18 protein-coding genes and 1 pseudogene are annotated in these 25444 nt (G+C 70.8%); 12 read left to right on the top strand and 7 right to left on the bottom strand.

Annotated features, from left to right (window positions below):
• Positions 1 to 13: 13 nt before the first annotated feature.
• The gene (locus CGL27_RS04350; RefSeq protein WP_119984668.1) at positions 14 to 1705 is read left to right on the top strand and encodes a phospholipid carrier-dependent glycosyltransferase; all 1692 of its coding nucleotides are present in this window, start codon (positions 14 to 16) and stop codon (positions 1703 to 1705) included.
• Positions 1706 to 2206: 501 nt separating this feature from the next.
• Positions 2207 to 2569, top strand: a pseudogene (locus CGL27_RS04345) (CAP domain-containing protein); the annotation flags it as partial.
• A gap of 1 nt (position 2570) precedes the next feature.
• On the opposite strand, the gene CGL27_RS04340 reads toward CGL27_RS04345, so the two are convergent.
• The gene (locus CGL27_RS04340) at positions 2571 to 3254 is read right to left on the bottom strand and encodes a TetR/AcrR family transcriptional regulator (RefSeq protein ID WP_119984664.1); all 684 of its coding nucleotides are present in this window, start codon (positions 3252 to 3254) and stop codon (positions 2571 to 2573) included.
• Between the two features lie 90 nt (positions 3255 to 3344).
• On the opposite strand from CGL27_RS04340, the gene CGL27_RS04335 reads away from it, so the two are divergent.
• Together CGL27_RS04335 and CGL27_RS04330 are read left to right on the top strand one after the other, a co-directional pair.
• Positions 3345 to 4304: an NAD(P)-dependent alcohol dehydrogenase gene (locus CGL27_RS04335; protein WP_205587620.1), complete on the top strand. Its 960-nt coding sequence runs from the start codon at positions 3345 to 3347 to the stop codon at positions 4302 to 4304.
• A gap of 148 nt (positions 4305 to 4452) precedes the next feature.
• Entirely contained in the window at positions 4453 to 6813 is a 2361-nt protein-coding gene (locus CGL27_RS04330) for an ATP-binding domain-containing protein (protein ID WP_119984663.1), read from the top strand.
• Here CGL27_RS04330 and CGL27_RS04325 read toward each other — a convergent pair.
• The 3 genes from CGL27_RS04325 to CGL27_RS04315 form a co-directional block, all read right to left on the bottom strand.
• On the bottom strand, positions 6744 to 7439 hold the full coding sequence (locus tag CGL27_RS04325) for a family 16 glycoside hydrolase (protein WP_119984660.1): 696 nt from the start codon (positions 7437 to 7439) through the stop codon (positions 6744 to 6746). The two genes, CGL27_RS04330 and CGL27_RS04325, sit on opposite strands and share 70 nt — an antisense overlap.
• Positions 7436 to 8656 (bottom strand): UDP-N-acetylglucosamine 2-epimerase (non-hydrolyzing), encoded by a 1221-nt coding sequence (gene wecB, locus CGL27_RS04320; protein ID WP_240450348.1) that lies wholly within the window; start codon positions 8654 to 8656, stop codon positions 7436 to 7438. Before wecB ends, CGL27_RS04325 begins: the two co-directional genes overlap by 4 nt.
• Positions 8657 to 8842: 186 nt before the next feature.
• Positions 8843 to 10084: a glycosyltransferase family 2 protein gene (locus tag CGL27_RS04315; RefSeq protein ID WP_119984658.1), complete on the bottom strand. Its 1242-nt coding sequence runs from the start codon at positions 10082 to 10084 to the stop codon at positions 8843 to 8845.
• Positions 10085 to 10674: 590 nt separating this feature from the next.
• On the opposite strand from CGL27_RS04315, the gene CGL27_RS04310 reads away from it, so the two are divergent.
• Positions 10675 to 12537: a polysaccharide deacetylase family protein gene (locus CGL27_RS04310; protein WP_119984656.1), complete on the top strand. Its 1863-nt coding sequence runs from the start codon at positions 10675 to 10677 to the stop codon at positions 12535 to 12537.
• 112 nt (positions 12538 to 12649) lie between these two features.
• Positions 12650 to 13672, top strand: coding sequence for a hypothetical protein (locus CGL27_RS04305; protein WP_078638552.1), 1023 nt, complete (start codon positions 12650 to 12652; stop codon positions 13670 to 13672).
• Positions 13673 to 13714: 42 nt separating this feature from the next.
• On the opposite strand, the gene CGL27_RS04300 is transcribed toward CGL27_RS04305, so the two are convergent.
• The gene (locus CGL27_RS04300) at positions 13715 to 15232 is read right to left on the bottom strand and encodes a glycosyl hydrolase family 28 protein (protein ID WP_119984654.1); all 1518 of its coding nucleotides are present in this window, start codon (positions 15230 to 15232) and stop codon (positions 13715 to 13717) included.
• Between the two features lie 202 nt (positions 15233 to 15434).
• Here CGL27_RS04300 and CGL27_RS04295 point away from each other — a divergent pair, with 202 nt between their 5' ends.
• The 4 genes from CGL27_RS04295 to CGL27_RS04280 all read left to right on the top strand — a co-directional run bounded on the left by CGL27_RS04295 (position 15435) and on the right by CGL27_RS04280 (position 22344).
• Positions 15435 to 15899 (top strand): SRPBCC family protein, encoded by a 465-nt coding sequence (locus tag CGL27_RS04295; RefSeq protein WP_119984652.1) that lies wholly within the window; start codon positions 15435 to 15437, stop codon positions 15897 to 15899.
• 222 nt (positions 15900 to 16121) lie between these two features.
• Complete coding sequence (locus CGL27_RS04290; protein WP_119984650.1) at positions 16122 to 18095, top strand: beta-N-acetylglucosaminidase domain-containing protein; 1974 nt, start codon at positions 16122 to 16124, stop codon at positions 18093 to 18095.
• Between the two features lie 67 nt (positions 18096 to 18162).
• On the top strand, positions 18163 to 19524 hold the full coding sequence (locus tag CGL27_RS04285) for an FAD-dependent monooxygenase (RefSeq protein ID WP_240450347.1): 1362 nt from the start codon (positions 18163 to 18165) through the stop codon (positions 19522 to 19524).
• Between the two features lie 132 nt (positions 19525 to 19656).
• On the top strand, positions 19657 to 22344 hold the full coding sequence (locus CGL27_RS04280; protein WP_119984646.1) for an SMI1/KNR4 family protein: 2688 nt from the start codon (positions 19657 to 19659) through the stop codon (positions 22342 to 22344).
• A 27-nt stretch (positions 22345 to 22371) separates the two neighbouring features.
• On the opposite strand, the gene CGL27_RS04275 is transcribed toward CGL27_RS04280, so the two are convergent.
• Positions 22372 to 22965, bottom strand: a complete 594-nt coding sequence (locus CGL27_RS04275; RefSeq protein ID WP_119984643.1) for a TetR/AcrR family transcriptional regulator — start codon at positions 22963 to 22965, stop codon at positions 22372 to 22374.
• Between the two features lie 135 nt (positions 22966 to 23100).
• On the opposite strand from CGL27_RS04275, the gene CGL27_RS04270 reads away from it, so the two are divergent.
• Positions 23101 to 24291 (top strand): cytochrome P450, encoded by a 1191-nt coding sequence (locus CGL27_RS04270; RefSeq protein ID WP_078638546.1) that lies wholly within the window; start codon positions 23101 to 23103, stop codon positions 24289 to 24291.
• Between the two features lie 5 nt (positions 24292 to 24296).
• Entirely contained in the window at positions 24297 to 24512 is a 216-nt protein-coding gene (locus tag CGL27_RS04265; protein WP_059148357.1) for a ferredoxin, read from the top strand.
• 21 nt (positions 24513 to 24533) lie between these two features.
• On the opposite strand, the gene CGL27_RS04260 is transcribed toward CGL27_RS04265, so the two are convergent.
• Positions 24534 to 25397 (bottom strand): SAM-dependent methyltransferase, encoded by an 864-nt coding sequence (locus tag CGL27_RS04260; RefSeq protein ID WP_119984641.1) that lies wholly within the window; start codon positions 25395 to 25397, stop codon positions 24534 to 24536.
• Positions 25398 to 25444 lie beyond the last annotated feature (47 nt).

Below are 25444 nucleotides of genomic sequence, written 5' to 3'. Positions count from 1 at the left end.
AGCGTCTGTCGCTATGCGGTGGGCGGGCGTGATCGACAGCGTGTCCAGGACCGTCGGCGGGCCGAAGGGCCGGTGGGCGGCGGGGCCGGGGCGGCATCGGCGGTGGCTGGTGGTGGCCGCCGTCGTGGCGCTCCTCGTTCAGATGGCGGTCGCGATGGTCACCACGGCGGTGGAGCAGACGCCGACCATCGACGAGCCCGTGTACGTCGGCACGGCGGTGGACTCCCTGCACCATCACCGGGTGCGCTACAACCCCGAGCATCCACCGCTGGGCAAGCTCATCATCGAGGCGGGGGTGGCCCTCGCACACCCGCACCTGGACGCCGCCTTCACCGGTGACCAGACGGCGCTCGGACGGCATGTGCTCTACGAATCGGGCAACGACCCCTGGCGGCTGATGCTGTGCGCACGGCTGCCGATGATCGCGCTGACGCTGCTGTTCGGGCTGGTGGTGTTCGCGTTCGCCCGTGAGCTGACCGGACCCGTGGGCGGGGCGGTGGCGCTCGCCCTGTACACCTTCTCGCCGGACATCATCGCGCACGGTTCCCTCGCCACGCTCGACGTACCGGCGGCCGGTTTTCTGCTGACGTCGGTCTGGCTGCTGTGGCGGGCGCGGCGGCGGCCACGGCTGTATCTTCCGCTCGCGGGAGTGGCGCTCGGCGCGGCCCTGGCCACGAAGATGAGCATGCCGGCGGCGGTTCCGGTGCTGCTGCTCCTGGCCGTGCTCTCGGTCTGGTACGCCCGCCGTACCCACGACCGCACCCCGCGCGGCCATGCGCGGTCCCTCGGGATCGGGGTGGCGGCGGCGGTGGCCGTGGCGCTGATCGCGGTGGCCGTGGTGTGGGCCGTCTACTTCCTGGTCGACCCCCGGCTGCGCTGGACGCCCACCGGGCCGGTGCCGGTCGTCCACGGGCTGCGCGGCCTCGCCGTCGACCTGCTGCCGCTGCCGGAGGCGTACCGCGATGGGATGCGTGTCCAGTTCGGCTTCGAACACGACACCTGGCATGGCTTTCTGCTCGGCCGCCGCTACCTCGGGTCGCTCTGGTACTACCTGCCCGTCGCGCTGCTGGTGAAGACGCCCCTGGGCATGCTCGCGCTCTGGGCGGCCGGGAGCGTCGCGATGCTGGTGGTGCCCCGGCTGCGGCCCGCCGCGCCGTATGTCCTGATCCCCGCGGCAGTGCTGCTGCTCGCCGCCCTCGACGGAGCCCGCAACCTCGGGGTGCGGTACGCCATCTTCCTGCCGATGTTCCTGGCCGTGGCCGCGGCCGGGCTGATGGCCGTGCGGCGGCGCTGGGCGTACGGGGCCACCCTGGCGCTGGTCCTGTTCGTCGCGGTCAGCTCGCTGCGGACGTATCCGTACTATCTGCCGTACTCCAACGAGGCGTTCGGCGGCCCGTCCCGGACCCATCTGCGGCTGCATGACTCGAACGTCGACTGGGGGCAGGACCTGGGGCGGCTGGCCGACCGCCTCCGGGAGCGATACCGGGGCGAGCGGATCTGGCTCGTCTACAAGGGCAGCGGTGTGCCGTCCGCCTACGGCATCCACGCGTCCGACCCGCGCCGGGCCCGCCCGGAGGAGGTGCGCGGGCTGCTGGTGGTCTCGGACTCGTCGATCGCGCAGGCCACCGGCCGGCTGGCGGCGCTGATCGACGGCAGCGAGCCGATCGACGAGGTCGGCCACTCGATCACCATCTACCGCCGCTGACCACCCCTGTCATGTCATGACATCTCTCACACCGGGCGCCGTCGCAAAGGGGGCGTAGCGGCTCACATCGACTAGCCGACATAGTGGTTTTATCTTCTCTGTCGGAAATAGCCGGTTCCGCGCCCTCTCGATCGCCGGTGCTCCGGGCCGGTTGTCCACTCGCCTGGTCGCCGCGATTTCTGATGGGGCGTCGGGCAATCTGAGCGCTCCCCGGAACCGGCTCAGCACGTCTCGTCGCTGATCGCAAACGCCGCCCTCGCTACGAACCCTTGTAGTACGAACACGTGTGTTGCCCCACGTGGCGACGGCTCCAAGAATGACGGGCCTCAACCGAGTGTGAGGTCACGTATGAGCAAGCACCGCAACAGCACGACGCACCGCCGCAAGATAGCCATCGCCACCCTCGCGGTGGCCGCCGTGGGTGTTCCCTCGGCCGCGATGGCACAGTCCGCCACCGCGGGCTCCTCCGCCGCCACTTCCGCGGCCGCCACCGACCGGCAGGAAGTGGTGGATCTCGTCAACAGCGAGCGCGGCAAGGCCGGTTGTAAGCCGCTGACCGTGAACGAGAAGCTGACCAAGGCCGCCCAGGACCACAGCGAGGACATGGCGGCCCACAGCAATATGTCGCACACCGGCTCCGACGGGTCCTCCCCGGGCGACCGGATCGAGCGCGCGGGCTACTCCTGGAGCACCTACGGCGAGAACGTGGCCTACGGCTACGAGTCGCCCAAGAGCGTCATGGCGGGCTGGATGTCCAGCCCCGGCCACAAGGCCAACATCCTGAACTGCGACTTCAAGGAGATCGGCGTCGGCGTGGCGCAGCCCGGCCACTACTGGACGCAGGACTTCGGCACTGCCCGATAGCTCATCCCCCGGATGTCCGGGGCAACCGGCCCAGCCCCAGCGGGGCGGGTGGCGGGAGGGGGCGGGCCGGTTCGGCCCGCCCCGCCTCGAAGGACCGCAGGAGGTGGGCCACCAGCCGCCGGGACGCGGCCGGTGCGGTCGCCGGGTCGCCGATGACACCTCTGTTGGCCAGGAAGACGAGGCTCAGGTCGGACACGTCGAAGTCCTCGCGCAGCTGCCCCGCGGCCTTGGCGCGCCGGACCACCTCGGTGAAGCCCTCTCCGATGCGCGGCAGCTCCCGCTCGAAGCCGGCCACGTCGGGGAACGACGACAGCAGGGCCTCGTTGAACTCCCGGCCCCGCGTCTGCGAAGCACACACCGTTTCGATGATCCGGCGGAAGGCCCGCCACGTGTCGTCGTCGGCCAGGGCGTCGTCGACGATCGCCGCACAGACGGTGAACTCGTCCGAGAACACCTCAGTGACCAGCGCATCCCGGGTGGGGAAGCGCCGGTAGAGCGTGGCCACCCCGACCCCGGCATGACGGGCGATGGTGGCCATCGGCACATCGAGCCCACGTGAGACGAACAGCGCCCTGGCCGCCTCGAGGACACGCCGGCGATTGGACGCCGCGTCGGACCGCAACCCCGGGCTCCCGGTGTCCCGAACACCGGCGGCGGACGCTATATGAGAGAGGTGGGCAGGCATGTTTCTCACCTTACGCCGACCGGGCGGTTTCCCCCTTCGCGCGCATTAGCGTGACGGCGACCCCGATGTGCGGAAAGGACGATGAGGGCGATGAGCGAGATGCGCGCGGCGCTGTACGACCGGTACGGACCTCCCGAGGTGCTGTACGTGGGCACACTGCCGAAGCCGGTGGCCGGTCCGGGCGAGGTGCTGGTGCGGGTGCGCGCCACGAGCGTGAACGGCGGCGAGCTCTCGGGCCGGGCGGGCAAGCTGAAGCTGGTGACCGGGCGGAAGTTCCCACAGCGCACCTGCGTCGACATCGCCGGGGAGATCGCCGAGGTAGGTTCCTCCGTGAGCCATCTCGGGGTGGGCGACCGGGTGTGGGGGGCGACGCCGCGCGGGACGTTCGGGGCGGCCGCCGAGTACGTGGCCGTCCGGCCGCGTCAGCTCTCCTTCGCGCCCGAGGGTGTCGATCTGGTCCGAGCCGCTGCCCTGCCCACCGTCGGCACCACGGCCATCACGGCGCTACGCGACAAGATCGGCCTGAGGAGCGGCGAGCGGCTGCTGGTGCGTGGCGCGGCCGGCGGTGTCGGCAGCGTCGCCGTGCAGCTCGGACACGCGCTCGGCGCCCATGTCACCGCGCTCGCCGGAGCGAAGGCGCTCGACCTCGTCCGGGAGCTCGGCGCCGATGAGGCGCATGACTACCGGACCACCGGGCCGACCGCCCTCGGCCTCTTCGACGCCGTACTGGACGCAGTGGGCACCGAGCTCGACGCGTACCGCGGGCTGCTGTCGCCCGGCGGTCGCATGGTGTCCATCGCCTTCGACGCAGACCGTCCGCTGTCTTCGCTGGGCTCCATCCTCGTCTCCACCCTGCACGGCTCACGGCGGGTGCGGGCCTTCTCCGGCAATCCCACGCATGAGCTCTTCGCGGACCTTGCCGCGTATGTGGAGAAGGGGGCCATCCGGCCGGTCATCGACACCGTCCATCCGCTCTCCGGCGTGGGAGAGGCCCACCGCGCCATGGAAGCAGGGGGTGTCCGCGGCAAACACGTCATCCAGGTGGTGTGAGGCCATAAAGAGGCCACAAAACAGAGAAACGCCCCGGCTGCCTTGACGGCCGGGGCGTTTCTCGGCGTATATTGGGGATTTCCATGTGCTAATGAATTTGTGGCATACGGAAACCTGATGAAGTCATCGTATCCCGGCGGGAGTCGAATTGTCAAACGAGGAATGGGACCGTGAGCAAGAATTCCTTGATCTGCTCAACGGGCGCCTCGCCGAGCTCAGGGCACGAGCCGAGGAGTCGGTGACCGAAGCGCTGTCCTTGGCGGGCACCACCTTCCAGGCTCGGCTGGAGCGCGATGTGCTGGTGGCCGAGCGGTCCGGTCTGCTCGCCGCGTTCGAGTCGGGGGAGCGGGGGCTGTGTTTCGGCCGGCTGCTGTTCCGCGACGGCCGCGACCACCACATCGGCCGCATCGGCATCCGGCGCGATGACGCGGACCGCACCCCGCTGGTCATCGACTGGCGGGCCGATGTGGCGCGTCCGTTCTATCTCGCCACCGGGCACACCCCCATGGGGCTGCGCCGCAGGCGCCACATCACCACCGAGGGCCCCAGGGTCACCGGGTTGCACGACGAGATCCTGGATCTCGCGGACACCATACGGACCGGGCATGAGGGGTCCGACGCGGACGCCGTCCTGCTCTCCGCGCTCGATGCCGCGCGCACCGGGCGGATGCACGACATCGTGCAGACCATCCAGGCCGAACAGGACCAGATCATCCGCGCCCCGCACCACGGCGTCCACGTCGTCGAGGGCGGCCCCGGCACCGGGAAGACCGTCGTGGCGCTGCACCGCGCCGCGTATCTGCTCTACGCGCAGCGGGAGTTGCTGGCCCGTCGCGCGGTGCTGATCGTCGGGCCCAACCCGGCGTTCCTCGGCTATATCGGGGAGGTGCTGCCCTCGCTCGGCGAGACGGGCGTGCTCCTCGCCACGCTCGGTGAGCTCTTCCCCGGGGTGACGGCCACCGGCACCGACACCCCCGAGGCCGCCGAGGTCAAGGGCCGTGCGGAGATGGCGGATGTCCTGGCCCGCTTCGTACGGGACCGGCAGACGCTGCCCGACCCCGCGATCGTGATCGACCACGACGACGGCGAACTGGTGCTGGACCGGGACATCGCGTCCGAGGCCGGCCACAAGGCCCGGGAGACCGGGCTGCCGCACAACCTCGCCCGTCCGCACTTCGCGTTCCGCATCATCGACGACCTCACCGATCAGCTCGTCGACCGGATCGGCGCCGACCCCTACGGCGGGCCCAACCTCCTCGGCGCGGACGACGTCGCCCAGCTCGGCAAGGCGATCGCGGTCAACCCCGAGGTGCACGCCGCCATCGAGCAGCTATGGCCGGCCCTCACCCCGCAGCAGCTCGTGGCCGACTTCCTCAGCGACCCCGTCCACCTCTCCGAAGCCGACGCCGCCGCGATCCGCCGCACCGACGGCGAGTGGACCCCCGCCGACGTCCCGCTGCTGGACGAGGCCGCCGAACTCCTCGGCCACGACGACTCGGCGGCCCGCGCCGCCGCGGAGGCCGAGCGCCAGGAGCGCATCGACTACGCCCAGGGCGTGCTCGACCTCTCCTACGGCTCCCGCACCCTGGAGTTCGAGGACCGCGACGACGAGGAGTCGGAGGTGCTGGCCGCCCACGACCTCATCGACGCCGAACGGCTGGCGGACCGGTCCGAGGAGCGCGACCACCGCAGCGCCGCCGAACGCGCCGCCGCCGACCGCACCTGGGCCTTCGGCCACATCATCGTGGACGAGGCCCAGGAGTTGTCCGTGATGGCGTGGCGGCTGCTGATGCGGCGCAGCCCGACCCGTTCGATGACGCTGGTCGGCGACCCCGCGCAGACCGCGGAACCGGGCGGCTGCGGCTCCTGGTCCTCGATCCTGGAGCCGTACGTGGGCGACCGCTGGGAGCACACCCGGCTCGGCGTCAACTACCGCACTCCCACCGAGATCATGGAGATCGCGGCGCGGGTGGCACGCACCGTCGACCCCGCTTTCCAGCCGCCGCGCTCGGTCCGCGCCACGGGGGTGCGGCCCTGGGCGGAGCACACCGGCGATCTGCCCGGCGCGGTGGCCGCGGCCGTGGCGCGGGAGACCCGCACCGAGGGCCGTCTCGCGGTGATCGCCCCGAAGGACCGCCATGACGCGCTGTCAGCCGCCCTCCCGGAGGCGTCCACCGGCCGGTCCCCGGATCTGACCAGCGCGGTGGTGCTGCTCGACCCCCGGCAGGCCAAGGGGCTGGAGTTCGACACGGTGATCGTGGCCGAGCCCGGGGAGTTCGGCACCAGCGACCTCTATGTGGCGCTCACCCGGGCCACCCAGCGGCTGGGCGTGGTGCACACCGGGCCGCTGCCGGAGGGGCTGCGCGACCTGACCGACCTGTCCGAGCTGGCGGACCCGTCCGAGCTGACGGACCCGTCCGACCCCTCCGACCTGGCTGGTCACGAGGGGTCCGACGGCTCCCCGGGGACGGTGATGTCGCGGAACTCCGCCCGGGCGTCCTCGGTGTAGGCGCCCACACTCCCCGCCGCGTACGGGCGTTCCCGGTCGGTGAAGCCCACCACCTGACGGTCGTCCACCGACACCGTCATCCGCGGACCTTGCTGCCGGACCCGTACGTCCGACCAGTCGCCGACCTGGAAGGGGCGGGTGCCGGTGGCCAGGAACCGCTGCCCGCCCCGATAGGCCGGGTCCCGTTTGCCCAGCTCCCAGCCGTTGGGCTTGAGCGCCACATAGTAGAAGTGCTCCGGGTCGGTGTACGCCCACACCAGCCACGCCACTTCCCATGGATTGGGCTCGGGTGTGCGCAGTTGCTTGGCCGTGCGCATCCGGGCCCGGAAGTCCAGGCGCTCGTAGCGGGCGGTGGAGACCACCAGGCAGGCGTGGGTACGGTCCGTACGGCGGGCCGCCCGCGGAGTGAGCGTCAGTTCGTCCACCCCGCCGACGTTCCCGCCGTAGCCGTGGAACACCGACCGCCACGGGCCGTGCACCGAACCGTCCCGCCAGGTCCTGACGTTCTCCGGCCGCCGCTCCCGGTCCCATACGCCGGACAGCGCGAGCGCCCCGACCACCACGAGGGCGACGGCCAGCACCAGCCCCCCGGCCCGCCACCAGGTGCGCCCGCGTAACGACGTCATGCCACCGGATCATACGAGCCGGCCGCGTCGCGCCGTGCGGTGTTCACCGCCTTCTCCTGACCGAAGTCCTCGGTGAGCCGGGCCATGATGCGGTCGGCGGCCCGGCCGTCGCCGAAGGGATTTCCCGCCCCGGCCATCCGCGTGTACTCCTCCGGATCGTCCAGTAACCGCCCGGCGGCGGCGAGGATCGCCTCCGGGTCCGTGCCCACCAGCCGGGCCGCCCCCGCCTCGACCGCCTCGGGGCGCTCGGTGGTGGTCCGGAGTACCAGCGCGGGCTTGCCGAGGCTCGGGGCCTCCTCCTGCAGCCCGCCGGAGTCGGTCAGCACCAGATCACAGTCGGCGAGGGTGGCGGCGAAGTCCAGATAGTCCAGCGGATCCACCACCCGCACCCCCGGATGGGCGTCCAGCTCCGGCAGCAGGGCCTCCCGCACCGCGGGGCTGCGGTGCAGCGGCAGCACGATTTCCACATCACCGCGGTCGGCCAGTCGGCGCAGCGCCGCGCCCATCGCCCGCATCCGCTCCCCCTGGTTCTCCCGGCGGTGCAGGGTCAGCAGCACCTTGCGGTGTGCGGTGCGGAAGGCGCTGTGCCCGGCGCCCTCCTTCAGCACCCACAGCAGGTTGTCGATGACCGTGTTGCCGGTGGTGATCACCTGCTCCGGCGGTACGCCCTCGGCCCGGAGCTGGGCGGCGGACCGGTCGGTGGGGGCGAAGTGCCAGCGGGCCACCCGGCCGATCATCCGCCGGTTGAGCTCCTCGGGAAAGGGGTTGTCCAGGACGCCGGTACGCAGGCCCGCCTCGACATGAGCCACCGGTACGCGTTCGTAGAACGCGGCCAGCGCACCGCACAGCGCCGTGGTGGTGTCGCCCTGGACCACCACCAGATCCGGCCGTTCGGCGCGGATCACCGTGCCCAGCCCGTCCACCAGCCGCGCGGTCAGCTCCGACAGCCGCTGCCGGTCCCGCATCACGGCCAGGTCGGTCTTCACCCCGACCCCCAGCAGACCGAGCATCTGCTGCAGCATCTCGCGGTGCTGACCGGTGGTCACCACCACCGGCTGGAACAGCGTGGAGGCGGCCATCGCCCGGACCACCGGGGCCAGTTTGATCGCCTCCGGGCGGGTGCCGAGCACCAGCATGGTCCGGACGGCGGTGCGGTGCGGACGCGGTGCGGAGGGCTCGTCCATGGACAGGGACACGGGTCTGCCAATGAGGGACATGGGTCTCCTTGACGAGAGGAGTGAAATGAAGCGGAGCGAAAAGGAAGGAGCTGCACAAGCGGGGTGGCGCAGGGCGTGCGGGAAACCGGCAGTGCATGAGGTGCGTCAGCGGTGCGTGCGGTGCGTCAGCGTGCGATGCGTGCGGTGCGTCAGCCGTGCATGAGGTGCCGAAGCCGTGCCTGAGGGTCAGCTGCGGGCGGTCTTGAGCCAGGTGCGCTTTCCGGTGACGGCCCGCCACAACCCCCACCAGCCCGCGGCGAACCAGATGTAGCCGTAGATCACGAAGATGTGGCCGAGCAGTACCGCGTGGAGCGTGCCGAGCGAGGATTCGCGTCGGCGGTAGACGAAGCCGTAGATCCAGGCCGCGGTGAACGAGAGCAGATACGGGCCGAGGAACCACATGGTGGAGACCAGCGGCCGGCCGGCCTGGAGGGAACCGGCGATCGTGCCGAGGACCGCCACCAGGAAGGACAGCGGCAGCAGTGAGGTGAGCAGGATCAGCACCGGGCTGGACAGGTGGTAGATGAGGTCCATCGCGGCCCGGCCGGGCACCTCCCGCAGGATCAGCGGGACCAGGTTGGCCGACTGCAGATGCCCCTGGAACCAGCGGGACCGCTGGCGCACCAGCCGCCGCAGATCCAGTACGGCCTGCTGGGAGACGGCCGCCGTGGTGCAGTGCTGATTGGTCCAGCCCCGGGCGATCAGCCGCACCCCGAGGTCCAGGTCCTCGGTGAGGCTGTCGCTCCAGGGGTCCTCGCCCAGCGAGTCGAGCGCGGACAGCCGCATGAACTGGCCGTTGCCGCCCATGCCGACGCTGCCGATGAACCGGCGGGCGCTTTGGAAGATGTCGCCGTAGACGACGAACTCCATGTCCTGCATCCGGGCCAGCAGCCCGGCCCGGCGGTTGTACATCCGGACGCCGATCTGGGTGGCCCCGGTCCGCGGATCGTTGAAGAACGGGTCGACCGCCTCGATGACATGCGGGTCCAGCCGGCCGTCCGCGTCCACCACACAGACGATGACATCGTCCGGGTCACGGCCGCCGAGCAGCCCCGAAGCGCGCAGCAGTCGCACACCGTCGTTGAGCGCGGCGCCCTTGCCGAGACGGGCGCCCGGCAGCTTGCGCTGATGGAGCCACACCCGTTCGGGGTCCGCGGACCGGGCGATCTCGGGGGTCCGGTCGTCGGAGGCGTCGTCGATGATGAGGGCGACGCACTTTCCGGCGGGCAGGGCGGTAATCCGCGCGAGGCTTTCGGCCAGTACTTTCTCCTCGTTCAGGCAGGCGAGCAGAAAGACATAGAAGCGTTGTTCACCGGAGCCGGAACGGTGCGGCAGCCGGCGCCGGGACAGCAGGAACAGACCGAAGTTGTAGGTACCGGCCATCACGATGATGGCGACGCTGGCCCATATCAGGGGCTCATCGGTCACGTCCGGTCCACCGCGGACAGGTCCTTGGCCACGGGGGGCCTGGAACCGGTCGCGGAGGGGCGGGCACGTAATCGTATTCGAGCCAGCAACAGGCCGAGAACAATGAGGCAGTACAACAGGAATCCCGCCCCGGCGGTTGCCTGCAAAGCCCTGGCAACCGGAATTCCAGGAATCATTTCCGGTGCCGCGGCCAGGCCGACCAAGGGCAGCACTGATCCCACAGCAGACCTACCGTACATCGGTCCCCCCACCTTAGTTGGCGCAGGAGTGCCGGACGCCTCCCCAACGGGCCGACCTCTGCGCGCTTACGGAAGGTACCAGACCCAACACGGCCGAAGGTGAGCTTCAGTTGAACTTTCAAGGCGTAATTTTCTGCCCCATCGGCCCCATTGACAGGCGGCGCGAATCGTCAGAACAATCACCGGATTGTTGAGCTCAGTGATCCCGCTGGTGGAAATTCGGTGGGGAACCGGCCATGATCCATGCGCGGTGTCCGGCCATGATCCTCAGGCCGTAATCGGTCATGATCCGCTGTTTTCCCGCTGTCTCGTTCCCTGCAATGCGGGACCCGAATGAGGGGGGTAAAGAGCATGACGGAACCCTTAAGAAGAGCACGGCCGGCCTGGCTGGCGTTGATCGCCCTCGCCATCACCGCCCTGCTGGGCGGCGGCTTTTTGGCGCCTTCCGCGGCGGCGGCCCGCGAGGGCCGGGGGGACGCCGACAGGTCGGCGGCACAGAGCCCCGCGACCGGTGTGAACGGCAAGGACCTCAAGGGCTGGGCGGCCGCCCAGCGGTCCGCCGACCGTGAGCGCCGCGCCGAGATGGCCGGAAGCCACACCGGCGAAAAGCGGACATCGAAGCAGCTCCGGCGGTCGCTCCGGGCCACCGGACCGCACGCGAAACGCGCACCGCGGGCCCCCGAGCCGGGCCAGGCCAAGACGCTGGTGCTGTACGACACGGCGGGCCCGTACGGACACCTCGGTGAGCTGTACGCGATGGGCGTGGCCAACCTCGGCGGCCACTTCGGCACCGTGACCTCAAAGCCGGTCCAGGAGTACACCTCCGGCCTGATGGAGAGCTACGACGCCACCGTCTACATCGGCTCCACCTACTACGGCGACGAGATCCCCGACGCCGTACCGGAGGACTTCTACCTGGACACCCTGCTCTCCGAGCGGCCGGTGATCTGGGTCGGTGAGAACATCTGGAACATGGCGAACTCCGTCAGCCTGCAGGAGTTCGCGTACCGGTACGGCTGGGACCCGACCTCGTCGTTCTACGACGTGGACGGCAGCGTCGGCGAGATCGCCAAGGTGGCCTACAAGGGCCAGGACCTGACCCGGAAGATTCCGGCGGGCCAGGACGCCGGTGTCCTGCACCCCCACATCACACCCGGTGGGGACAACGCGCCGGTGACCGAGCTGGCCCAGGCGGTCGACACGGCCGGTGGCGCGGAGAAGACCTCCCCGTGGGCGATCCGCTCCGGCAACCTGACCTACGTCGGTGAGATCCCCTTCACCTACGTTTCCGAGGCCGACCGGATCATCGCCTTCCAGGACCTGCTCTTCGACGCGCTGGCTCCCGAGACCGCCGAGCAGCACCGGGCCATGGTGCGCCTGGAGGACATCACCCCGCTCTCCGACACCACCAGCCTGCGGGCGGTCGCGGACTACCTGAAGTCGAAGAACATCGCCTACGGCATCAATGTCATCCCGGTCTACAGCGACCCCAAGGGCGTGCAGAACAACGGCGTGGCGCGCACCGTGCGCCTTGCCCAGCGCCCGGCGCTGGTGAACACCCTCAAGTACATGCTCAACAACGGCGCGGTGCTGATGGACCACGGCTACACCCATCAGTACGGCAACGTCGACAACCCGTACAACGGGCTGACCGCCGACGACTTCGAGTTCTTCCGGGCCCATGTGGACGCCACCGACACGGTGGTCTACGACGGCCCGGCGACCGAGGACTCCGCGGAGTGGGCACAGGGCCGGGTCACCGCCGCCCTGGCCGAGTTCACGCGGGTGGGCCTGCCCACGCCGAAGCTGTGGACCACTCCGCACTACGCGGCCTCGGCCACCGACTACAAGGTGTTCGCGCAGAACTTCGCGGCCCGCATGGAGCGTCCGCTGTACTTCTCGGGCACTCTCTCCGGCGCCCCGACCGACTCCAGCCGCTACCTCGGGCAGTTCTTCCCGTACCCGGTCACCGACGTCTACGGCACCAAGGTGATCCCGGAGAACCTGGGCAGCTACGAGCCCGAGGCCCACAACAACAACCCGCCCCGGCTGGCGGCCGACCTGATCAACAACGCCAAGGCCAACCTGGCCGTACGGGACGGCTTCGCCAGCTTCTACTACCACCCCTACCAGCCGGTCGAGCCGCTGAAGGAGACCGTCGAGGGCATCCTGGCCCTCGGCTACACCTTCGTCAGCCCCGAGAGCCTGATCTGAGCGCCACCTGATCCACCGTCATACCGTCCGCAGGCCGTTCCCGGTCCGCCCCGCGCGGGCCGGGAACGGTCACGTACCACCCGGGCCCGTGCCCGAGGAAGGCCCTGCCCCGATGAGAGCGCTGAGGCGCGCGACCGCGGCGGTCACCGCCGCCGTCGCCGTCCTGACCGGATGCTCGGCCGGTGGGGACGACGACCCGCCCACCCCCCATGGCCAGGTGCGGGGCATCACGCTGCCCGCCTGGAACACCGACGACTACGACCGCCCCGAGGCCCGCCGCTATCTGCGGCAGATCGCCGGCACCGGCGCCGGATGGGTGGTCTTCACCCCCACCTGGTACCAGAACGGGACCCGGCGCGCCACGATGCACACCACCGAGGAGACCGCGAGCGACCGCAGCGTGCGGCGGATCGTCGGCCTGGCCCATGGTGCCGGGCTGAAGGTGATGCTCAAACCGCATGTGGACCTGGTGGACGGCGGCGACCGGGCCGGGATCCGGCCCACCGACCCGGACGCCTGGTTCACCGCGTACCGGCGCTTCATCACCCACTACGCCAGGCTGGCCGACGAACTGGACGTGGAGCAGTTCGCCGTCGGCACCGAACTGGCCGGGACCTCCGCCGACCGGCGCCGCTGGACCGATGTGATCGCCGCGGTGCGCGACACCTACGACGGCCCGCTGACCTACGCCGCCAACTACGACGAGTACACCCGGATCCGGTTCTGGGGCTCACTCGATCTGATCGGCATCGACGCCTACTGGCCGCTGGCCGGCTCCGCCACCGACGACCCCGCGCGGCTGGCGAAGGGCTGGAAGCCGATCGTCGCCGAACTCGCCGCGTTCTCCGCCCGGTGGGACAAGAAGATCCTGTTCACCGAGGCCGGCTACGTCAGCCAGCGGGGCGCCGTCGCCGCGCCGTACTCCTGGACCGTCAGCGAGCGCGCGGCGGTGGATGAGCAGTCCGCCGCGTATGAAGCGCTGCTGACCGCCTTCGACGGCCGGCCTTGGTGGGCCGGGGTGTGCTGGTGGATGTGGGACGACTGGCCGGACAGCGGCGAGACCGCACCGCGGCTGGCCTACACCCCCCATGGCAAACCCGCCGAGCAGGTGCTGCGCCGCTGGTGGCGGGGGTGACGGGGGGTGTGGTCAACTGCCGTCGATTATGACGAGCGTTGGTTATGACGAGCAGTCCTCGCTGGATCCGCTGGTGCTCACCCGCAGTGCGCCGCCAGAGGTGTTGGCGCTGTCGGCGAGGCAGTAGCCCGACACGTCCTGGAGGATGATGTCCGCCGGGCTGTCGCTGCCGCGCTGCGCGGTGAAGCGGTTGAAGCGCAGCGCGGTCCCGGAGTTGGCGATGACCGTCGGACGGCCGTCGTTCTTGGCGAACTTGACCGAGCTGTCGTTGAACGTGATGTGGTCCGCGTTGTGCAGATACCAGCCGAAGGCGGGACGGGTGCCGATGCTCTTCGGGTTGTAGTCGTCGGAGTCATTGCTGGGAACACCGGTGGACATGGTGCCGTTGCCGCCGGGCACGGTGAGATTGACGTGGTTGAAGGTCACACCGCTGATGTGATTGCCACCGGACTCGCCCCACAGCGTCGGGCTGAAGGAGGGGGTGTTACCGGTGCCGGTGATGTTGTCGTAGGTGATGTCGCTGATGTGGCCGACTCCCGGATTTCCCCCGCACCGTTTTCTCGTCCCGATCTTCTGCATGATGGGGGAGTGCACATTGGTCATGGTGATGTCGCGGTAGTGCACATCGGAGATGTTGGCGCCGTCCATCGAGACCATGCCGAGCCCGGACTTGTCCGCACCGGTGATGGTGATGCCCTGGAAGACGTAGTCCGTGAAGTCACCACAGGTTTCGGAGCCGAACATCAGGGCGTTGCAGCATTTCGCGGAGAGATGTGAATCGGTCACCCGCACATGGCCGTTGGGCAGCTTGGCGCCCAGGGCGTAATCGCTCTTGAAGGCGAGCGCGTCGTCATTGGCGGCGATATTGGCGTTGGTGACCGTGACATTGGTGGTGCTGATGATGTTCCAGCCGTCGCGGTCGCTCGCCGTGTCGATGGTGAGATGGTCCGAGGTCACGTTCTTGCAGCCGTTGATGAGGGCCGCGAAGTGGCCACCGCGCCGCAGGGTGATCCCGTCGAGGGTCAGCCCGTCGCAGCGGGTCAGGGAGATGATCTTGTCCGCCTCGCCGGAGTCGGGGTTTCCGGTGATGAGGTTGCCCGCGCCGTCGATGGTTCCCGAGCCGGTGAACCCGATGTCGGTGAGCTTGTCGCCGTAGAACATCGCGTTGTGGAAGTGGCTGTGGCCGTAGTCCTGGTAGTCGTCGTTCGGGTTGGACTCGGCCTTGTCGTAGGTGTCCGCGCTCGAACCGAGAATCGTGGCCCCGGAGTCCAGCTGGAGGGTCACCTCGCTCTTGAGGTGGACGGTGTTCTTGGACTTGTACTGACCCGACGGGAAGCGGACGATCCCGCCTCCGGCGCTGTTGGCCGCCGTGATGGCCTTGTCGATGGCGGCGGAGTCATTGCTCGCACCGTCGGCCTTCGCGCCGTAGTCCATCACGCTGAACACCGGGGCCGCGGCGGCGGCCTCCTCGGGTGCGGGGGCGGCGGTCGCCTGGGGCACCTGCGATAACCCGAAGGCGGCGGCGAGTGCGAGCGCCGCGCCTGCGGCGAGTCTCTTCATCTCTCGTTCTCCTTCTCCTGTGGAGCCGTGGAGATCCGACGTGTTGTTAGGTCTGGACCTAATTGACCTGCAGTGATCCCCCTGTTGGGGTGGCATTTCTCGATGCGAGCCAGGAAAGGTAGGACCTCTCTCCTCTGTGGAAAGTAACAGGCGGATACGAGCTGTCAATGGTCTCCGGCCGCCGATCACCTACGATCCCGCTGTGGCCCACTTCCGTATCCAGCGGTGCACCCCCCTGCCCGTCGGCGAGACCTGGCGACGGCTCACCGACTGGCCGCGCCACGGCGCCCATGTACCACTGAGCGGCGTCACCGTCCGTCCGGCGGGGCCGACCCGGGTGGGCACCGTGGTCGTGGTGCGCACCGGAGTCGGCCGCGCCGGATTCGACGACCCCATGGAGGTCGTGCGCTGGGACCCACCCGCCGGTGACCCACCCGCCGGTGACCCGCTCGCCGGTGACACTCCCGGTATCTGCAGGCTGGAGAAGCGCGGCTCGGTGGTCCTCGGATGGGCCGAGATCGAGGTGCGTCCCCGCGACGGCGGGTCCGAGGTGGTGTGGCGTGAGGAGGCGCGGCTACGGGGGCTGCCCCGGCTGTTCGACCCGCCCACGGTCTGGTCCGGCCGTCTGCTCTTCGGCCGTGTGGTCGACGCGCTGCTCGAGGACTGACGGGCGCGTCGGTCCGGCCTGGCGCCCGGCTCTCACATCATCCGACCCACACGGTAACTGACGACCGGCGACCGGCCCGATCATCCGCGCTCACCGCTGGGTAGGGATGCGCCGAGCCCCGCCGGGGCCCGTACCGCGCACGGCGCACCGCACACGCCCGGCATCACCGCACGGCACCGCACCGCCCCCGAAGGCCACCGAACGCCACGGAGAAGATGTCCCATGCGCAGTCGCTCCAGCACCCTGGCCAGCGTCACGGTGTTGTTCACCCTCCTCGCCCTGCTGCTGCCCACCGGCGTGGCCGCCACCGCGGCCACCGCCCCTGGGCCGCTGCCGGTCGTCACCCCGCACCCGCAGGAGATGTCCCGCATCGGAGCGGACGTCCACGTCCCCGCCCGTGTCCGCCTCGTCGTCGCGGACGGTGTGGACCGTCCGACACGTGATCTCGTCACCTCCGTGCTGCGCCGCGCGGGGGCCTCGCGGATCCAGGACGGCCCCGGGCCGAAGCTGACCGTGACCGTCGGCCGGATCACCGACGCACGGGTGGTGCGGGCGCTCCGGGCCGCCGGGGGCCGGGTGCCCGGTGAGCTTCCCGCAGAGGGCTACGCCCTCGCCGCGGGACGCGCCTCGGTGGCGCTCGCGGGCGCCGACTCGGACGGGACGTACTACGCCGCGCAGACGCTGCGTCAGCTGGTATCCGGCCACCGGACCATCGCGTCCGTCTCCGTCACGGACCATCCGCTGATGCCGCTGCGCGGGGTGATCGAGGGCTTCTACGGAAGCCCCTGGACCCATGCCGAGCGCATGGACCAGCTGGCGTTCTACGGGGACGTCAAGATGAACACCTACATCTACGCGCCGAAGGACGACCCCTACCACCGGGAGAAGTGGCGCGAGCCGTATCCGGCCGCCAAACTCGCCGAGCTCGGCGAGCTGGTCCGGCAGGCCACCGACCACCATGTGCGGTTCACCTTCGCCGTCTCCCCGGGGAACTCCATCTGCTACAGCGACCCCGCCGACATCGCCGCGCTGGAGGCCAAGCTGGACGCGGTCCACGACCTCGGGGTGCGCAGCTTCTCCATGCCGCTGGACGACATCAGCTACACCCGCTGGAACTGCGAGGCCGACCGCGCCACTTACGGAGACCCCTCGTCGGAGGCCGCCGCCGAGGCGCAGTCCGACCTGCTCAACGCGGTGCAGAAGGAGTTCCTGGACGAGCGGGCGGACACCAGGCCGCTCCAGATGGTGCCGACCGAGTACGGGGATGTCACCGACACCCCGTACAAGCGCGTGCTGCGCGAGCGGCTGGACGCGCGGGTCGAGGTGATGTGGACCGGAACCGATGTGGTGCCGCCGCGCATCACCGTCGCCGACGCGGAGCGGGCCGCGGCCGTATGGGGGCGCAAGGTCTTCGTCTGGGACAACTACCCGGTCAACGACTACGGCCAGGCCGAGGGCCGACTGCTGCTCGCTCCTTACGACGCCCGCGAGCCCGGACTGCACCGGCAGCTCTCCGGCCTGGTCCTCAACCCGATGAACCAGGCCGCCGCCAGCAAGGTCGCCCTCTTCGGCGGGACGGACTTCGCCTGGAACGACACCGGCTACGACGCCACCCGCACCTGGCAGGCCGCCGCCCGCTACCTCGCCGGGGACGGCCCCGGCGCGCGTCCGGACCGTACGGCCGCCACCGTTCGCTCACTGCTGGCCTTCTTCGACACCCAGCATCTCGCGCCCACCTTCGGCGCCGAACCCTGGCAGCCGCAGGCCCCCGAACTCGCCGCCCGGCTCGACCGGTTCCACACCACATGGGAGGCGGGGCACGAACGAACGGCCCTGCGGGATCTGCGCCCGTACGCCCGGCTGCTGGCCACTGCCCCCGAGCGCATCCGGGCCGGTGCCGCCGACCGTGGCTTCGTGGCGGACTCCGCGCCCTGGCTGGACGCGGTGTCGCTGTGGGGGAGCGCCTTCGAGCGCACCCTGGACGCCCTGGGCGCCCGTCTCGACGGCCACGAGGCCGAGGCCGCGCGGTGGTTCGCCGAGGCGGCGTCGGACGCGAAGCGCGCCGGGGAGATCCGCACCATCCCGGGCGAGACCCGCCCCGAGGGGCCGGTGCGCATCGCCGACGGAGTGCTCGACACATTCATCGCCGAGGCGGCCGAAACCGCCGAAGGCGCCGAGCCCTCCCAAACCGCCTGAGCCTCCGAAGCGTTGCATCCCGGCGAAGGTGGTGACGCTCGGATGGTTCTGCACTACGCTCCGTAGTATGGGGGTGCAGGGGGAAAGTACGGCGCGAGGGACCGCGGTGGTGATCGGCGGAGGTCTCGCCGGGATGCTGACCGCATGGGCGCTGCGTGGATATGCCGAGCGCATTGTCATAGTCGAGCGCGACCGCTATCCCGAGCGGCCCGCGTTCCGCTCGGGTGTTCCGCAGGGGCGTCACGCACATCTGCTGCTGGAGGCCGGGCATCGGGCGCTGGAAGCGCTGATGCCCGGTGTGCGCGAGGAGTTGACGGCCGCCGGTGCGGTGCGCGTCCCGATGTCGGGCGTGCGCTGGCTGAGCGCGGCCGGGTGGCTCGCGGAGTACGAGAGCGAGGTCGCGTTCCTCTCGTGCACCAGACCGCTGCTCGACCATACGGTGCTGCGCCGGGTGCGCGGCGAGCCCACGGTGCGATGGCTGGAGAACACGGACGTCGTCGGGCTCCTCGGCGCACCGGGCGAGGTGACGGGCGCTCAGGTCCGCGCGCGTGGCGATGCCCGCGCCCAGGTGCGCGAGGTGCGCGCGGAGCTGGTGGTCGACGCCTCCGGGCGCACCTCCGCGCTCCCGGCCTGGCTGGCCCGGCTGGGCTGCCCGTGCGCCGCCGAGGAGCGCGTCGACGCGGGCGTGTCCTACGCCAGCCGGCTCTACCACCGCCCCGCCGGTACGGATCCGGGCTTCGACGTGCTCTATCTGCAGACCAAGGCCCCCGACGCGCCCAGGCTCGGAGTGGTGCTGCCCGTGGAGGACGGCCGGTGGATCGCCAGCGTCGGCAGTATGCGGGGAGCGCAGGCCGAGCCGGGTGCGGCCGGTTTCGACCGGCAATTAGGTCTGCTGCGGGACCCGAGCCTGCGCGAGCTGCTGGCCCGGGCCGAGCCCGCCGGTGCGGTCCGCGGCTTCTGGCCCGGCCCGGGTGTGCGGCGTCACTACGAGCGCCGGGCGCCGCGGGGGCTGGTCGTCATCGGTGACGCCGTGTGCACCTTCAACCCGGTCTACGGCCAGGGCATCACCGTGGCCGCCCTCGGCGCCCGCGCCCTGCGGGCCGCCGCCGAGCGCCACGGCGGCATCGGCCATCGTACGGCGCACACCGCCCGTAAGGGCATCGCGGCCGCCGCGGACACCGCGTGGATGCTGTCCTCCAGCGAGGACGTGCGTTTCCCCACCACCACGGGCGGCCCCGCCGGAGTGTCGGTCCGGGCTCAGCACCGCTACCTGGACCGGGTCATGCGGCGTGCCACCGTCGACCCGCGGGTCTGCAAGACCCTGCACGAGGTGATGTCGCTGGTCGCCGCCCCCACCGCGCTGATGCGACCCGCCGTCCTGGGAGCCGTGCTGCGCGGGGGAGGGAGCGGCCGACCCGCATCCCCCTAGTGATCGTCGTGGCAGCCGGACGGTGCCGGTGGACCGTCCTAGCATCGACAGCATCCGGGTGTTGAAGCCACCCGCACCCCTGCCCCGACGACACGTCAACGGACGTCCAGACGGCCCCATCAGGAGCACAGCGTGCGAGCGACTTTCGCGGATTTCACCATCGATCCGCCTCGATTCGGCAATGGCACGGCCCGCTACGAGCGATGCCATCCCGACCGTGACCGCCTCGCGATCGGCGCGGGCGGACGGGTCGAGCTCGACTTCGCGCTGGACGACGGCGAACTGCCGGAGCAGCTCACGCTGACCCTGATCGCTCGGGTCTCACCGCTGGGTGAATCACTAGGATGCGCGCCGATCGACATCACCGCCAACGGGCATGCGGTGATCGAGCAGTTCACCGTGCCCGGCGGCGCGCGCCCCCGGGAGGTGGCCTTCGCGGTCCCCGGTGAGGCGCTGGTGGCGGGCGCGAACACGCTGTGCGTCCGCGGCTGCGCCGAGGCGCGCGGTCTGCTCTGGCTGTACCGCATCACCGTCGAGCCCTCCAGCATCTGCGCCCGTATCCACCTCATGACGGAGGAGCAGCCCGCCGAGGCGGCGGTGTGCGTCTACCGCACCGAGTCGCGCGCCCCGGGCTCCGCCGAATGGCGGCCCGCCCCGCGGCTGCTGGTCCATCTCGACCGGGGCGAGGGCTCGCTCCCCGCCCGGCTCGCCTGGCGCGGGCAGGACGGCGCGGAGGCGTCGATCGGGTTCCAGCCGGCGATGACGGAGTTCTACGGACACCGCCGGGCCGCTGACGGCACGCTCACCGAGTACCGGGGGGCGCTGGAGGGCCGCTCGGCCCTCCAGGACAGCGCGTTAGCAGAGGTGATGCACCGCTTCCGTACGGAGGAGGGCGGTGCGGCCGGGGGCGGCTGGTACCTCCGCCAGGAGCTGCGCCTGCTGATCGAGGACGGGGGGCCGCCTGTCGAGCGGGTGATGTGGGGCGACCCGTCGGGCCACTCGGGCACGGTGTCGCTGCTCGCCGCCGAGCCCGGCCCGGAGGCCGAGGTGACCGACCTGGTCACCAGGGTCCGGGCGCACAGCGAGTTCACCGAGTCGGGCGAGGTCGCGGAGAACCTGCTGCACGACTCATGGCACAAGTGGCTGGGCCATGGCGGGCGCGCCTGGCTGGAGTTCACCCTGCGGCGGCCCGTCGCCGTCGGCCACTACGTCCTGACCTCGGCGAACGACGTCCCCGGCCGCGACCCCAGGGACTGGACCCTCAAGGGTTCGAACGACGGGGAGCACTGGGTGGACCTCGACTCCCGCGTGGAGGAGAGCTTCGCGCATCGCCATCAGCCCCGGGGGTTCACCTTCCCCGCCCACGCGGCCTACGGCCACTACCGCCTGGAGATCACCCGGAGCGCCGGGGAGGACCATGTCCAGCTCTGCCAGGTCCGGTTCTTCACCTCCGCCCCTCAGCCGAAGGGCTTCATCGGCCACTACCAGCGAGCGGGCGAGGCGCCGACCGGATACCGCGGCACATCGCTGTCTGCCACCCCGGAGCCGGAGTCGGCGAAGGCGCTGCCGCGGACCGTCGAGCAGTGGCGGTCCTATCTGGCGGAGTACAGCGCGGCCATCCTGCGGGTCGCCGACGATGAGGACCTGAGCGGGGTCGGGGACGATCAGCGGGCGGCCGGCTGGCTCGGGTTCGAGGGCGCGGACGAGGAGAGCGTCCGCGCCCTGGAGGAGCGGCTCGGCACCCGGCTCCCGCCGAGCTACCGGGCCTTCCTGGGCGCCTCCGACGGCTGGCTGAACATCAGCCCGTTCATGTGGCGGATGCGGACGGCCAAGACCGTCGGCTGGCTCCGCGAAGCCGACCCCGAGACCTGGAGCGTCATCCGCGGCGGCGAGGGCGAGGACTGGGACGACACCGCGTTCATGGACCGGGCGCTGCTGGTCTCCGAGGAGGGCGACGCCCAGCACTGGCTGCTGGACCCGGCCGATGTGTCCGAGGACGGGGAGTGGGCCGCGTACATCTGGGCGAGCTGGTATCCGGCCCTGGGCGACCGGCACGCCTCGTTCGCCGAGCTGGTCGCCGAGGAGCGCACCGGTTTCGAGGACCAGGCGGCCCTGGAGATCCGCATGGCGCGCCCCGGGAGCGCCGGGGAGCTGGTGGCCGAGGGCCGGGCGCAGGCCCTGCGGGGCGAGGTGCGAAGGGCGATGGCCACCTTCGAGCAGGCCGCGGTCAAGGGCTCGGGCGCCGGTGCGTATCTGGGGGTCATCCTGGGGGCGTTCCTCGACATCAGTGTCGCCCAGCACTGGATCCGCAACCGCGTCCTCGGGGACCCGCATGTGATCGAGGTGATCGGCATGGAGCAGATACGGGCCGAGGCCGCCCCGCTCTATCTGCGCTGTGCGGCCGAGGAATGGACCGGCGCCCCCGGTGGCTATGTCTCGGCCCTCGGCGACATCCTGCCGCGGCTCCCGGACGGCGTGGACGGTGTCGTGGGTGCGGGCGGTGTATCCGCGGGGGGCGCCGCCACCGAGTGCGACGACACCGCCGCCTGGGTGGCCAGGGCCGCCGCCTTCGTCCCGCCGGCCCTGCCCGAATCCCGCACCTTCCAGCAGGCTCTGGATCTGGCCAGGGCGCTGGCCGACCGCGGCGCCATCGATCAGTCCTGGGCCGTGATCGAGGCCGCCCTGCCCCACTGGCACTCCGACTCCCCGCACCGCATCGCCCCGGTCGTGCTGCTCACCGATCCGGCGTTCCGCGAGGTGATCACCCCGGCCCGGGCCCGTCGCGTCGTCACCACGCCCCGGGGAGAATTCCGCGAGTAGGCCCCCGCCCTGCTACGGCCCGCTCTCCTATGGCCTGCCGTCCGTCGCCGCAAGGCCGTCCAGGAGGGTGCCGAGCGCGGCCGTCACCAGCGCGCACACCTCGTCCGGGTCCGCGTCGGCCAGCGGCTCCTTGCCCACCAGCACCCGCATCATCCCTATGCCGAGCAACCAGGACAGCGCCAGATCCGCCCGCAGCTCGTGATTGTCGGCGCTGGACAGGGAGGCCAGCACCCGTGCGTAGTCGTCGCTGATGGCGCGCACGGCCGTACCGATCTCGTCACCGCTGTCCACCGAGCGCAGCAGCGTCGCCAGCGCGCGGGTGCCCGGTTCCTTCGCACCGTGGCCCAGCAGCCCGCGCAGGGCGGTCTCCGGCAGCTCATGGGGTGGGGTGGTGCGCAGCTGCTCCTCCCCGTTGCGCGCGATCACCTCGCCGAACAGCGCTCTCTTCGAGCCGAAATAGCGGAACAGCAGCGCCTGGTTGACCCCCGCGCGATCGGCGATGTCCCGCACCGTCGCCCGTTCATAGCCCCGCTCGGCGAACAGCGCCGCCGCGGCTTCCATCAGCCGCCGACGTGTGTTCCGCGCGTCCCGCCGCTGTCCCTCGGACACGGTCGTCCCCATCACGACACACCCCTCTCGTCAGCTTGCGGCGATGAACCCGTCGGGCCGTCAGATCAACGGCGCAAAGGGGCCGTTGACCGTACCAGCCGACGACTCCTACTTTTGTAAGCACGTGCTTACGCAAGGGAGGTCACGGTGACCACAGCGGAGACGACACCCCTCACCTATCCCTTCAACTCCTCCGACGGGCTGGCGCTCAGCGAGGCATACGAACAGGCCAGGAACCGCACGGGATTACTCCGGGTGTGCTTGCCCTACGGCGAGCCCGCCTGGCTGGTCACGCGGTACGCCGACGCCCGGCTGGTGCTCGGCGACCGGCGGTTCAGCCGTGCGGAGGCGCTCCACCACGACGAGCCACGGCAGTCCGAGGGCCGGCGCGACAGCGGCATCCTGACCATGGACCCGCCCGACCACACCCGGCTGCGCACCCTCGTCGCCAAGGCGTTCACCGTTCACCAGGTGGAGAAACTCCGCCCCTGGGTCAGGCAGTTGACCCATGATCTGCTCGATGACCTGGAGGCGGCGGGGCCACCGGCCGATCTCGTGGACCGCTATGCCCTGCCCATTCCGGTCGGGGTCATCTGCGCCATGCTCGGCGTCCCGGAGGAGGACCGGCCGAGGTTCCGGATCTGGAGCGACGCCGCGCTGTCCACCAGCTCGCTGAGCGCGGAGGAGTCCTCCCGCAACACCGATGAGCTGCGCGCCTATATGGCCGGGCTGATCGAGGTCCATCGCAGCAGCCCCCGGGACGACATCATGACCTCGCTGATCGGGGCGAGGGACGCGGGCGACCGGCTGTCCGAGCTCGAACTCGTCGATCTGTGCGTGGCCATCCTGGTGGCCGGGCACGAGACCACGGCCACCCAGATCCCCAACTTCGTACTGACGCTGCTGGAGCACCCGCAGGAGCTGCGGCGGCTGCGCGAGAACCCCGATCTGCTGAACGGTGCCGTCGAGGAGCTGCTGCGCTTCGTCCCGCTGGGCATGGCGGCCTCCCAGGCCCGCTACGCCACCGAGGACGTCGAGGTGGGCGGCACCCTGGTGCGCACCGGGGAGCCCGTGCTGGTCGCGGTGGGCTCGGCCAACCGCGACGCGCTGCGCTTCGACGAGCCGGGCACCCTGAACGTCGCGCGCCCCGCCGCCCAGCACCTCGGCTTCGGCCACGGTGTGCACCACTGCCTGGGTGCGCCGCTGGCCCGTCTGGAGCTCCAGGAGGCGCTCGGCGCGCTGATCACCCGCTTCCCGAATTTGCGGGCGGCCGGGGATGTGGAGTGGAAGGGCCAGATGCTGGTCCGCGGGCCCCGTGTCATGCCGATCGCGTGGTGAGCGGGATGACCTGGAAGGCGGAGATCGACCCTGGCCGGTGCATGGCGTCCGGCATGTGCGCCGGAATCGCCCCCGACCTGTTCGTCCTCGACGAGGAGCACGCCCGGCCGCGACACGAGGAGGTCCCGGAGGAGGAGCGGGTGCTGGACGCGGCGGACTCCTGTCCCGCGCTGGCGATCACCATCCGCGACGGCGCCACGACCGTCGGACCGCGTCCCTGAACCCTGCCCGTAAACCCCGCGTCAGGACTTCTGGGCGACACCCGCCCAGAAGGACACCTCTTCGTCGGTCACATCGCCGGTCTCCACCTGGGAGTCCGTTTCGGCCAGGTCGGTGCGCCACCGGTGCGGCACCTCCAGGCCCGGTTCGGCCAGCTCCAGCCCGGTGAAGAAGCGTTCCACCTCGTCCCTGGTACGGATTTGCCCCGAGATGCCCCCGCTGCGGTAGACCTGCACGGTCTTCTGGGTGGCCTCGGGGTCGAAGTCCGGGGTGATGTGGCTCAGCACCAGAAAGGAGCCGGGGGCGAGCGCGTCGACCAGCCGCTGGACGATCTCGTACGGGCCCCACTCGTCGGGCACGAAGTGCAGCAGCGAGACCAGGCTCAGCGCGACGGGCCGGGACAGGTCCAGCACCTCGGTGAGATCGGGCGAGGCGAGGATGTTCCCGGGCTCGGTGATGTCCCCGTGCACATAGGCCGTGCGGCCCTCGGGGCTGCTCTTGAGCAGGGCCTGGGCGTGGGCGAGGACGATGGGGTCGTTGTCCACGTAGACGACCCGGGCGTCCGGGGCGATTCCCTGGGCGACCTCGTGCAGATTGGGCCGGGTGGGAATGCCGGTGCCGATGTCGAGGAACTGGCGGATGCCCCGCTCGGCGGCGAGGAAGCGGATCGCGCGGTGCATCCAGGCCCGGTTGGTCCGGGCGGCGATCATGACACCCGGCCAGAGGGTGAGCACCTTGGCCGCGGCCTCACGGTCGGCGACGTAGTTGTCCTTGCCGCCCAGGAAGTAGTCGTACATCCGGGCGCTGTGCGGTCGCCCCTGGTTGAGAGGGGTGTTGGGGGGCTCCGGCCCGCTTCCGGTCTGGGATGCTACCCCTTGCGCGGTCACGTGGTTCTCCTCCGTATCCCGGCGCGATCGCTCGCGCCGCGGTCGAC

The sequence above is a fragment of the Streptomyces sp. 11-1-2 genome (assembly GCF_003595545.1).
In the GTDB taxonomy this organism is placed as follows: domain Bacteria; phylum Actinomycetota; class Actinomycetes; order Streptomycetales; family Streptomycetaceae; genus Streptomyces; species Streptomyces hygroscopicus_B.
This window is presented reverse-complemented; position numbering and strand designations above follow the sequence as displayed.